This is a genomic window from Luteimonas sp. MC1825, assembly GCF_014764385.1.
GTDB lineage: Bacteria > Pseudomonadota > Gammaproteobacteria > Xanthomonadales > Xanthomonadaceae > Luteimonas.
Map to the genome: position 1 here is coordinate 2,651,848 of NZ_CP061714.1, position 11,382 is coordinate 2,663,229.

10 protein-coding genes are annotated in these 11,382 nt (G+C 57.8%); 5 read left to right on the forward strand and 5 right to left on the reverse strand.

The window, feature by feature from the left end:
• Positions 1–90: 90 nt before the first annotated feature.
• The 5 genes from IDM46_RS12365 to IDM46_RS12385 form a co-directional block, all read right to left on the reverse strand.
• Positions 91–1,521 (reverse strand): UvrD-helicase domain-containing protein, encoded by a 1,431-nt coding sequence (locus tag IDM46_RS12365; RefSeq protein WP_185115919.1) that lies wholly within the window; start codon positions 1,519–1,521, stop codon positions 91–93.
• Positions 1,514–3,217: an AAA family ATPase gene (locus tag IDM46_RS12370; RefSeq protein ID WP_185115920.1), complete on the reverse strand. Its 1,704-nt coding sequence runs from the start codon at positions 3,215–3,217 to the stop codon at positions 1,514–1,516. Before IDM46_RS12370 ends, IDM46_RS12365 begins: the two co-directional genes overlap by 8 nt.
• Before the next feature lie 270 nt (positions 3,218–3,487).
• Positions 3,488–6,313, reverse strand: coding sequence for a tetratricopeptide repeat protein (locus IDM46_RS12375; RefSeq protein WP_185115921.1), 2,826 nt, complete (start codon positions 6,311–6,313; stop codon positions 3,488–3,490).
• Between the two features lie 444 nt (positions 6,314–6,757).
• The gene (locus tag IDM46_RS12380; protein ID WP_185115922.1) at positions 6,758–7,876 is read right to left on the reverse strand and encodes a hypothetical protein; all 1,119 of its coding nucleotides are present in this window, start codon (positions 7,874–7,876) and stop codon (positions 6,758–6,760) included.
• Entirely contained in the window at positions 7,873–8,085 is a 213-nt protein-coding gene (locus tag IDM46_RS12385; protein WP_191073337.1) for a hypothetical protein, read from the reverse strand. Before IDM46_RS12385 ends, IDM46_RS12380 begins: the two co-directional genes overlap by 4 nt.
• Positions 8,086–8,176: 91 nt before the next feature.
• Here IDM46_RS12385 and IDM46_RS12390 point away from each other — a divergent pair, with 91 nt between their 5' ends.
• From IDM46_RS12390 to IDM46_RS12410, 5 genes are all read left to right on the forward strand, one after another.
• A complete protein-coding gene (locus IDM46_RS12390) occupies positions 8,177–8,446 on the forward strand; it encodes a hypothetical protein (protein WP_185115923.1) in 270 nt (89 codons plus the stop codon).
• A 23-nt stretch (positions 8,447–8,469) separates the two neighbouring features.
• Positions 8,470–8,913, forward strand: a complete 444-nt coding sequence (locus tag IDM46_RS12395) for a hypothetical protein (RefSeq protein ID WP_185115924.1) — start codon at positions 8,470–8,472, stop codon at positions 8,911–8,913.
• A complete protein-coding gene (locus IDM46_RS12400; protein WP_185115925.1) occupies positions 8,910–9,278 on the forward strand; it encodes a hypothetical protein in 369 nt (122 codons plus the stop codon). The genes IDM46_RS12395 and IDM46_RS12400 overlap by 4 nt, the downstream gene beginning before the upstream one ends.
• Positions 9,279–9,447: 169 nt before the next feature.
• A complete protein-coding gene (locus IDM46_RS12405) occupies positions 9,448–10,227 on the forward strand; it encodes a hypothetical protein (protein ID WP_185115926.1) in 780 nt (259 codons plus the stop codon).
• 642 nt (positions 10,228–10,869) lie between these two features.
• The gene (locus tag IDM46_RS12410; protein ID WP_185115927.1) at positions 10,870–11,253 is read left to right on the forward strand and encodes a hypothetical protein; all 384 of its coding nucleotides are present in this window, start codon (positions 10,870–10,872) and stop codon (positions 11,251–11,253) included.
• Positions 11,254–11,382: the final 129 nt, after the last annotated feature.

Sequence of the window (11,382 nt, forward strand, 5' to 3'; positions counted from 1 at the left end):
TTACATACAGGCCTTTCAGAGGCCAAACGGAGCGGCTGCTTCCGGCAAGAAGCGGACATTGGTCAACGCTTCGAAACGGCTAAAGCCGCGCTAGGTTGGGGCGTCGTTAGCTAACGTTACAAAAGTGACTGACTTCGCGCGACGAGTCATGGCTACGTAAAGGTCCTTTGACGTCATTGTCTCTGCTTCCAATACGATGACATGGTCATACTCAAGTCCCTTAACCAGCAAGGTCGTTGCGATCAACTTGTTGTGGCGTAACGGCCTGCCGGAACGGCGAAATTCGCGTTGGTACCAAGAGGCGGACTCCATGAGCGTGAGGCCAGGATTCTCTTCGTGGGTGCGGAGCACGCCCATCATCCGGTTCAAAAGGTCGCGACGATAGGTCGTCACCTCCGGATGATCCCGAATCACGCCAAGCAATGCAGCCATATCCTCACAGGATTCCGTCGCCAAGTAGCGGTTTGCCACTTTCAGTATTTCTGGACACCTGGTTGTCTTGGTTGCCTTACCCTCTTCCCCCCGTTTGGTCTGCGCGGCAAGAACACCGTCCACGGCGTTGCAACAACTTTTCATGAAGCCGATCACGAGCCGCAACCGTTCGCCCGGCGACCTGGCTCCGTCGACCTTCTTGATGAATCGGTGTAGATCTTTTCCTTCGACTTCCTCTAGGCTTGAGAACCTTCCGGACAAGCTTTGTGCCAGCTTATGAGTTTTATTCTTGGACTTTGCGTCACCCGAATGGATCGCCATCACCGAATCACCGGTGTTGAGAAACTCGAAGAACACATTCAACCGCTTCTTGTTCGTAAAGTCGTTGAGATCGACCGCGCATCGCCGTACTCCCTTCGGAAGTTGTCCGGAAAGCGCGACCCTTTCGTTCTCAGCGAGAAGCGCTCTGGCCTGATTCAGCCATTGCCCGAGATCCTCCGCTCCAGCGAGTTTCCATCTCCACGGCTCCTTCAGTTCGCCTAGCAACTTGTAGTTGGGATAGACGTCCCTTTCCCAATCGACTGGCTGCTCACCAAAGCCAAAAATGGCCTGCATAGGATCGCCGAGAAGTCGACAGGGGATTAGTCTGGCCAGCGATTCCACCAATCCATGCTGTTCGCCGGAACAGTCCTGATATTCGTCGACGAAGACCCCGCCATAGGAACACTTGATGACATGCTGCACGAACGGTCTGTCAAGCATGGCCGCACATGTCGTGTACAGATTTGCCCAATCCTTTGCCGTGGGATGCTCCATCTTCCATTTCGATGTCTTTGGAAAGTAGAGGCAGGTACGAAGCGCCCAGCTCGCGATTGTGTCGATTTGATATTGGGAAGATGGGATTCTCAGCAGTCGCAGCTTTTTCCTAATCGCGTTTACGCCGGCATAGGTATGGGTCAGCACCAACTGACGCCTGGAAGCTGCCTGGACCGCCTTGGCGATCAGGTGGGTCTTACCGTAACCGGCGGGCGCGATTACGTAGCCCTTGCTGTCGAAGTCAGCGAGCTTTCTTGGCAGATCCTCATCCATTGTCCACCCATGCGCGGAACTGGCCGAGCTTGGTAGCGAATTCCTTCTGCTGGAAGGTGGCGTCAGCGAAAGCCGGGAAGACAGCCTGCGCCCATCGCTCGCCATCTGCGATGTTCTTGAACCAGCCCGATGACTTCGCCGCATCGCCGATGGCTCTGCGAAGATCGGCGAAGTCCTCCCACATGCCGATGTCCTCGTCGAGTTTGACCTCCAACTTCGACCTGACGTTGTCGTGCACCGGAAATCCAAGCGCCTTGGCCAGAATGGCGCTCGCCAACACCTGCGCCCAAGGCAAGTCGATCATCGCCCGTTGCTCGATCGACAGCTTGTCGGCCCACATCAAGACAGCCACATCCTTCGCGTTCAGATCGAAGGCATCCTGGTCGGAAAAGCTGTCTTGCGCATCGCCATCGGCGAGGACCATGACGTCGTAGTGCAGGGCATTGAACCCCGTGGAAAGGCCCTTTATCTTGCTTGCACCGTGCGCATCAAGCAGTACAACACCCAAATAGGAGAATGGAAGCCGTTCCGTGGCTGACCAAAGATTGTCCATTCCACGCAGGAATCCCACCTCAGTCGCGCCCTCGCATATAACGACTTTCCTAGACAAGAAGGCTTCTGCGCTGGAACGTATCTGGCCCTGAATGTTCAGTCCCTCCAGATCCTTGCCCGCAGCCGACACCACGCGAACTTCGCCTACTTCCTTGTGCAGGATGTACAGCTGACCCACCGTCAGTTCGCGCAGCACCGTAGGCGAATGCGTCGTGAGAAAATATTGGCCTTTCTTGTCCTGCCGGATATGCCTGATCAGTCTCGCTATCCGATGTGGTTCCAATCCGTACTCAACCTCGTCAAACAAGGTGACGTGTTGGGCTTCAAGACTTTCCTGCTGGATTCCGCACAACAGCATGCGCTTCGAGCCGAGTCCGAGTTGTCGAACCGGAATGTCCCCATCGTGCAACGTTAGGCCGCCGATCCTTATGCTGATCGCGTTTAGGTCGAGATGGGCTTTGTACTCGCGGCCAACAGGAACGCCGAGACCCTTTGCCACCAATTCCGATTTAGCCGCAGCCGCATCAAAATTCTTCAGCGCCTCCGCCCGATGGCCATCAAGAGAACTCCGTGCGGCCCGCGCTGCTTCGACGAGGGATTCGTTCAGATTGTCGGATTCGGTAATTTTGGCAAGTGCAGTCCCTGCCGCCCAAGTGAGTTGTTTTTCGCTGTAGGCGCCGATCAGGCCGACGCCGACCCTGGCGCGGTCCGATGACCGGAAATCGACGCCCTCCGGATTCCGGTCAGTGACAACCTTCCACTTGGGCTCCAAGTCTTTTGCGACAACTAGGCTAACGGTTAGAACCGGCTCGTCACCGTCTTCTGGCTCGTCGTTCAACTCGACTTGGTCTCTGTTCCAGCCGCGGAGGTGAGCACCGTACTTTTGCTCGGAGCAGAACTCTTTCGACAGCTCGCCGATAACAACCTCGATCTCAATAGGGCTGTCGGTCTTGCACTGATTGAAGTCGGAGTCGTTGAAGGAGTGATTCCATTGCGGGCTGAATGCGCAACGAACCGCTTCGAGTACTGTCGTTTTTGTCGAATCGCCCTTTCCTATCAAGCAAAAAATGTTCTCGTCGGGGAGATTCCACTCCAGCTGGTTTACCCCCCTAAAGTTACGGATCTTCAGCCTTCTGATCTTCATTCTTGTCCCTCGTTACTTGCAGCCGTACGCAACAATCGCCTGGGATCGAACACCGATGCCGGGCGCCCCTCCTCATCTGCAGGCGGCCAGCAGTCTATCGGGCGCGCAATGGACAGCTCTGAAGCCTCCGGCCCTGTAACGCAAAGAGAAGCTTCCCAAGCGACCGCTACTGGTCGAAACGTAGCCACTCCAAAAACTCGATTGAACCGCTACCTACTCAAGATAAGACCGCCATCGGCCGAGGATGTCCCACGCGCGGTGCTCTGGCGGTTAGGTCGTGGCGGCTGCTTCCAGTTCGGCAAGGCGTGCGGTCAGCTCGCGCTCGAAACGCCCTTCATCACAGTGAGCGAGGGCTCGCTGGCTCTGCTCAATGGCGCCCTGGATGTCTCCGGCGGCAACAAGGCATCGGGCAACGAGGTCGAAGTACGCTGCGAGTACGTGCCGCGCACTGGGATCGGCCTGCAGTTCCGCAAGGGCGCTCTGGGCCGACCCTAGCGCTTGGGGCATGCCCAGCGCCAACTCGGCCTCGGCCCGGCGATAACGCAGCCAGTGATCCACCCTGTCTACTGGCACCATCCCGATGACTTCAAGGGCTCGTGCCGGCTGGCCGGCGATTGTGAAGAGCTTGGCGATACCGCGGGCGGCATAACTATCTGGGATACCGTGGGCCAGTAGTGCCTCGGCATACACGAGGCTTGATCCTGAAAGCCGCCGCGCTAAAACCTCGTTGCCCGACCGCTTCGCGTTAGCCGCCACGTTTGCCAGCGCTTCACCCGCGCTTCCCAAGTGTTCTTTGCCAATGGCGGCAGGCGAAACCTGGAACATGTCGCCGGACGCATTCACCAGGCGAAACATCAAATCAGGATGGTTGTAGCCGAACTTGGACGTAAATGCGTAGAAGGCGTCGTAGAACTGGTCGAGTCCTTCGAGAGCGGCCTGACTGAGGACCCGTCCAAGTGCATTGACCCTCGACTCGTCTTGGTTGAGCTCCGCCACCACACCGGTATAGCGGCGAAGATTGGCCAACGCGGCCATCGCGACGCGCAGCGGCACGCTCGCATCGTTGGCAATGACTAGATCTACAAGCTTCCGAAGTGCCTCCTCGCCTGCGCGCTTCGCCTCTTCGGTGGCGCTCTTCTGCGCGCCGAGATGGGCAATCTGACCAAGCGTCGCGTGCCATCCGGGCTCGACCTCGAGTAACTCGTTGAACGTTGCCAGGGCCTGATCTGTGGCGCCACATCGCCGGTACGCTTTTCCCAAGTGATGTAGGAGCTCAGACCTGCTTCTTCCGTGGGCCCGTTCCAGTGCCGCCCGGTACTCGTCGGCGCAGGCTGCGTAATACGCGGGCCGGTCCTGCCAAGTCAGACTATAGGCGTACTGCTCCCGGGCATCGATGCCACACAACAGTGCCGCAAGAGTGTCGTCCGCATTGATCTGGCGGCGAGCGCACATCCCAAATACAGCCTCCTTGACGCCCTCGAGCTGCAACAGTGCGTAGAGTAGCCAATCCGGGTCCCGCAAACCGCGCCGGTCATGTTCAGCGACCAGAGCACTGCGCGCCAAGTGGATTTGACGCAGGGTGGAAGGGATCATTTCACCGCCGAGTTTCTCGACGTAGCTCTCCACCTCTAGTGCTAGACCCCCGCCGTCATTGGCCGTGAGCGCCGCCCGGGCGACCAGCTCATGTACTAGCAAAACCCCCGGAACGCCGGCAGGAGACAGGATCGCGAGTTTCTGAAGCTCCAGCTTCGGGAGGTTCCCGACAAGATGGGTGAGAAATCCTGCGTCATGCATCGTCAGGCCGGTGTTGGCAATCTTCTCAAGCGCGGCGCGGGGTGCCTCCGACAGGCGGTCCAGGATGCGTCGAAGAATCGAGTAGCCGTCATCACCGCTAAGCACATCCGGCATTTCCAGCACTTCGGCATAGAACACGTCGCGAGCGACGCCCTGCGCCTCGATGATGCTGCGCGCAGTTGCCAGGACTACAGGCAGGGACCTGCAGGAGTTAACAAACTCTCGGCTGGACGGTGCCGGGGCAGCCGGGTCCTCTCCCAGGATTAGCAACGCGACCTCGGCGGAAGGAGGCGGAATAGGTACGTGCGATGCCGATCCCGTGGCAGCGACCTGCGAAGTCACCATCACGACGCCCCCTTTGTCGAACCCCGGCTGCAACTGGGCGAATGCCGACTCGTCAATGGTCTGGTCAATGCGGTCGATCACGAGAATCGTCTTGATTGCGTTGAAATTGCCGACGACGTTGAGTGGCCTGCCTCCGCGCATTCGGGTCACTGCAGATAGGGGGGTATCCGGGTGCCAGTCTCCCGCAGCTAGCCAGATGTAATTGTCGAAGCCTTCAGACTCGTTCAATACGAAGTCGACCGCCACCTGTGTCTTTCCTGAGCCGCTTACCCCGTGGAGGACTGCAATGGAGTGACCGGAATCAAAATGATCCTGTAGCGCAGCGATGGCGGCTTGGTTGGAGTGGTGGTTCTCGCACTGAGCCGGCAAACGCCCGTAGTACTCATACTGGTCGAGCGCCTCATCAAATCGAGGGAAGAACTGCCGGAAAAACGCCGCAGCCTCAGGCCGCTCCACTGAGAAGTCGTAAACCAACTTGGCAAGTTCACGTGCGTCGAGTATCACCAGCCTGTCGCCTAGCTCGGCGTGAGCGTCCGTGAGATTGAAGCGAGAGCGGAACGACGCCTGCTCCTGCTGTGTGGACATTAGGTAAATCTTAGTACTGTCGCTCGGCGTGCGGTGCGCCTTAGCTGCATCAATGTCGTCCCGGATCTTTGAAAAAATCGGGGCTGTCGCGGCACCTTCGTTCTCGAAGTAGTTCTTCGTAGTGCTGTACTGTCCGATCAGTGTCGAGCCGTCGTCGAACGAATCCACCGTATAGCCGGAGAACCTGTAGTCGCTATTGATGCCGTGGTGGACAAGTCGCTTGTTCTCAAGCAATTCGATCAACTTGTGCCCGACGATCTCCAAGCCCACGGGGTCAAAAGCACCGATCTCCTCCATGAGGCCTTTAGTGATTCGTTGCTTGATGGACTCAAATGGCATCTGCGGGCTCGCATCGGGATACTGATCCAGCATGCTACTTCGATCTGGTCAGGTCGATCGATACCGCTAAGGTCCGGTAGGTTTAGCGCACTGTCTGATAGGGCCCTTCGACGTCCATTCAGACGACGGCATTGGCGCCATGGAGGAGCATCCGTTCCAGACTAGCGCAGAGACGTACCTATCCGCTGAGAAGAACTGGACCGCTCACCGTGAGTTGACTGCATGGTTCCGCTCAGATGCGCGACGGAACTGCTTCTGAAATCCGCCTTGGTCGTGACCCTCCGGGCCTCATACGCGGGTACCCACGGCTACTCGGCCATGCCGAACTCACGGGCCATACTCGAGCGGACCGGCCTCCCATGTGATGTCGGCTAGGGTCGGAAGCGGACGGCGCCTGCTCATCGTTACCATTCTGCAACTGCTCTGGCGGAACGCCGGCATTCGCCGGCGCCCATGGTGTTTAGATCAGACCTCCCATCAGATGCGATCGCTCCAGGTGTTGATCCGAGCGAAGAGCTGCCCGGCCACCTGGCGCGCGGCGGCATCGGCGTTGGTGTGAAGCGGATCCAAGTCGATGCCATCGTCGCCAACAACGTAGGCAGGTCCCCCAATGTCATCGTCGTAGGGCGTCCCGTCCTCGTGGATGGCTTGGTGCCGGCTCTGACTCAGGTCTTGCCCTAGCAGACGGGACAGGTGCATCCACGCCCACGCCTGCTCGTCTGGCTCGCCATGGTCGAGGATCAACTCGCGCATTGCGTCGATGTCGCCTTCCTGCGCGGCGACCGTGAGCCAATAGCGTTCCTTTTCTCCATCCCCGTGCTCGCCAGCAATCTCGACCATGCACATTGGATCCATGTCAGCGGACGGTGCTCGTTGGAGAACCGCAGGGTCGCCATACCGTTCGGCCGTTTCCATTAGCGCGCGGATGTCACCGCCTCGGGCCGCGGACAATAAGTGGTGGCGGTGCTTTTCTTCCACGCGCAGCCCGTTGGCCTCGATTTCCGCAAAGCTTACGAACGCGCTCGTCCAAGTGCCCTCGCGCTTTACTTGCCTCCTCATTCTTTCTTCTTCGTCGCCAAACAGCATCGCCTCGGACTCGAGCAGCTTCGCGATGGCCAAGTGTGCGGCCGGCGCCCCGCGCTGGCCCGCCGCCTCCAAGCCTTCTTGGAGCAGCCGCGGGTGCGTGACGGGGAGGCAAAAGGCCCCAACGTTGGGCTCGACTACCTGCGTCCATACCCACTCATGCCAGTCGGGGTCATCTTCGCGGCCGTCTACCGCCGCGATTAGCGCATCGAACCGCACCGGTGCGGTACCGGCCTCGTGCATAAATTTTGAGAACCCCTCTACAACTCGCGCGCCCTCATCGGCGGAAAGGCCGACCTCCCCGCAGCGGGCCTGCAGGGCGTCTAGGTCTAGCGTGATACCGGTGAGGCTAAACGGCACGTCGCACCAGGTCGCGTCGTGCTGGAACGCGGCATAGGTGGCATAGCCCACAGCTGCTCCAAGCAACTCGTGCACGTGGCTGCGCTTAAGTGACGTGACGCCACGTGCCTGGAGAAACGCGTGCGCACGGTAAGCCTGTTCTTTGATGGTCATGACTCGCCCTCGATGGCCAAGCCGATCCGGGTCAGGCGCACACGTTTAAATCCCCGGCAGCCGGGCCAGAAGTCGAATCGATCTAGGGATAAGACCTGTTTTTGCTCGTGTGCAAGCACGGCGGGCGCCACAGCCAGTCTATGGCGGGAGGCGGTGGATTCCAAGCGGCTGCTTACCGCTTCCGGCGAGGAAACGGGCATGCCGAGCATGTAAGGCCCTCCCCTCAAATCTTCTACGGACCTGTTGACTAATCCGTTTCGGACCTGTATCGTTGGTTCCAAGTTAACCAGGAGCGGGGAAATGAACGCAACCCACCACTTTCAGGCTCGAAGCCAGCAACGCTGCATCAGCAACGCCATGGTCGACCTGGTTCTTGACCATGGAGCGTCCAATGGCCGAGGCGATATGACGCTGCTCGGGAAGAAGGAAATCGACCGGGAGATCCAAAGGCGCAAGCAGGAGATACGCGAGCTGGAAAAAATGCGCGCCAGTGGTGGCACCGGCATTGCTCATCAGGGCGAGACCCTCATCACAGCGTTCCATCGCCACAAGAAGTTCAAGCGGGGTTGACCGCTCAACAGGAACATCAAGCCATGCCATACGAAATCAATCGCGAGAAGTTCGCAGAAGGTCCGTCCCTGGTGGAGGTCTACCAGTCGGCGAAGGAAATCCCCATGCCGAAGTTGAACGTCAAGATCCGCACTTCGGACTTGCGGATCCTTGACAGCATCTCGCGGCAGTCGGGTACGCCACGGTCACAGATCCTGAACTCGATGATCGAGTCCGTGATCGTGGCGATGATTCAAGATCTAGCGAAAGACGACCCAGACTGTGCCGCCTTGGTGGCCAAACAAGCCGACGCCATCGGGGGTACCGAATACATGAGCAAAGGTAGCTGGTCGGACATGCTCTTCGAGGGCGTGAACCCTAAGCTCGATCACTACTACGCGATCGAATTGCCCGACAGAAAGCGGTTGGGCGGTCTCAGCGACGAGTACCGAACCATCGCGGAGCGGTTCTCGAGGGCTAACGGATGAAAAAGAAGCATGCTTCTGAGCTGTACGCATCTCTTAGCGCGTCAAGCGTCGAGTCGAACAGTAGCGACTTCGAGACCCTAAGCCTGCGTATCTCCCATAGAACCGCCGCGATGATCCAGGCGCTCAATGTCGCCTTTTGGCAACCCGAACACAAAGCGCTCCTAACGCGCTTTACGGACGGGATATCGCAGCAGTTGGCGGAAAGCCTGCTCGGCAGCGTTGACAACGAACCGATCATCGTGGAGGAAGCGAGCAACGGGGCTCAGCCTGACTCTGCGCTCGATTTGCTGGTCGGGGCCGGAGCGATCAAGTATGACGATGCGAGGCTTCGTCGCATCCGAAGCGTATTTCAGGAGGGTGAGTAGGCACGTCGCTCGCTGCGAAGCCCATGATCCGGGTCCGCTCAGGATCTGAACACGGCTCGTGCGGACTCATCGATTTCACCAGGGGGTGATATGTATGCACTACGTATCAAAGTACAACTATTTCAGATCGCTGGATCGTCTCGCTCGGTCGATTGGAAGCAAACCGGACGTGAGCGAAGCGATCGCAGGCCTTAGTCGTTTCTCCCTTCGCGATGTCCTCAACAACGACGAAATCGTAATCATGTATCGGCACAAGACGACGCTGGGAGTCGTCAAGCAATGGGCCGACAGCGGGGTGAAGATTGACGCGGATGCGATCCGGGCGGGCTTGGACCGGCGGGAGCGCTATTTCGTCCCTCAGTACGTGATGAAGGTGAACACGCCGCGCTACCACACGAAGCAGGAGTGTGAATTCCTGAGAGCGAGGTTCGAGAACTTTGAGACGCCACCTGAGATAGAGCAGCTCGGTCCAGACAAGTTGAGCGAGTTCCAGGAATTTTGCGAGAGGGAGTGGCCTCAGTACAAGGATAAGCCGATCGATATCTTCTGGGCGCATGTCGGCAGCCAGTTCCGCGTATCGATCAGCCCTAAGGAGGTCTCATACAACTCGCAAGAAGGTCCCGAGAGCGTCCAGGACCGCAGCGAGGCTGAGTTGCTAGAAGAGGTTCACCGGGAAGCTGACGGACTGCGGGAATACGCCAAGTCCAATGGGCTCGGCGGATACCTTTACGCGCCACCCAAGCAGCTCTACTCGCTTACGAAGGATCCGGCGCTCGACGTGGCGCGAAAGCAGGGATTTATAGAGCTGCTGAAGTTCAAGAAGGCGATCAAGATGCTGGTCTTCAACTTCCACCACATTGAGCTCAAGATGCCCGAAGGCCTGCTATCGGACGAACTGCTTGCAGCGCTCGGATTCTTGCCCTGCAAGGCCTGCTGTAGTGCTCGCTGAGAACCTCAGCAACACGGAGTCACGTAGGGCCGGATCTGCATTCTTGGAGGCGATAGCTACCTACGTGACCGACGCGTTCGATCAGATCGGCAGCGAACTGGATGTTTCGTACTTTATCGGAATATTGCCAAGCGAGACCGGAGAAGCGATCTTGTCTACTGGCCTTGCCACACCGTTCGGTCGCGCCTATTTAGTAGAGGATCGGTTTCATTCCTGCTGGATGGTCCTGCACAGATCCGGTACTACCGGACCGATTCGACGGTACGCAGAGTCAACTGAAGTCATTACATTTGCAGACGAATGTTGTGAATTCTTAGGGCTTAACAGCACATGACGCCGGGGCCGCCTGCGAATGCATCGCAGCCACGGACCATCTAACTCCCGTGCTACCAATTCGTTCACGCCGCGCCAGCCTCGCTGCTCTGCGGTGTCTAGGGAACTCGCAGTTCGCATCGTCCGCTCAAAGCATCAGCGCGGCTAAACTCAGACTCAGTAGCTCATTTTGGGGGGGGACAAATGGCGCGCGAAATAAGGATTGACAAATCCAACAAACGTGGCTTTCGTGGTCAAGAGAGCTATATCGTCACGAGAGGCAGAACCAGCTACTTGCGGATTGTTGGGAATGAACCTACCTACCACTTGATGACAGCCACCGCTAGCGAGGACGACGACAGCTACCAGGTATGCGGCGACAGGATTAGGCTTGTATCAGCTGCATTGCAGCTCGGCGCAAGGATACGAATCCCGCCTTCACGCGAAGACGATAGTTTCGGTAGGGTCTTCATTCGCATATGCGCAATAACCTTTTCGCCAGGTAATGAGCAGGAAGACCTTGACGAGCTTCATGCTGTTCTTGATTCGTTTTTCCAGATATTTGACACATCTGATCCAGCCAGCCACGAAGTAATAAATGACATGCGGGAGGTCTATTTAACATTGTCGGGCAACGACTCAAACGAGGACGTTTACCTCAGCGATGGAGTGTGGCTAAGCTTCGATGGAAAGTTGCACGACAGAGGTAGGTAGCTCCAAGCGATGCGTCATCAAGTCAATTCATTACGCCAAGCGAGTGTGGGGAGCAGCGGTCAATGCTTCGCGTGAGTTCTGCGGCGTTGGCCCTTGATGAAACGTCGAGGTTGCTTAATCGGTGGATCG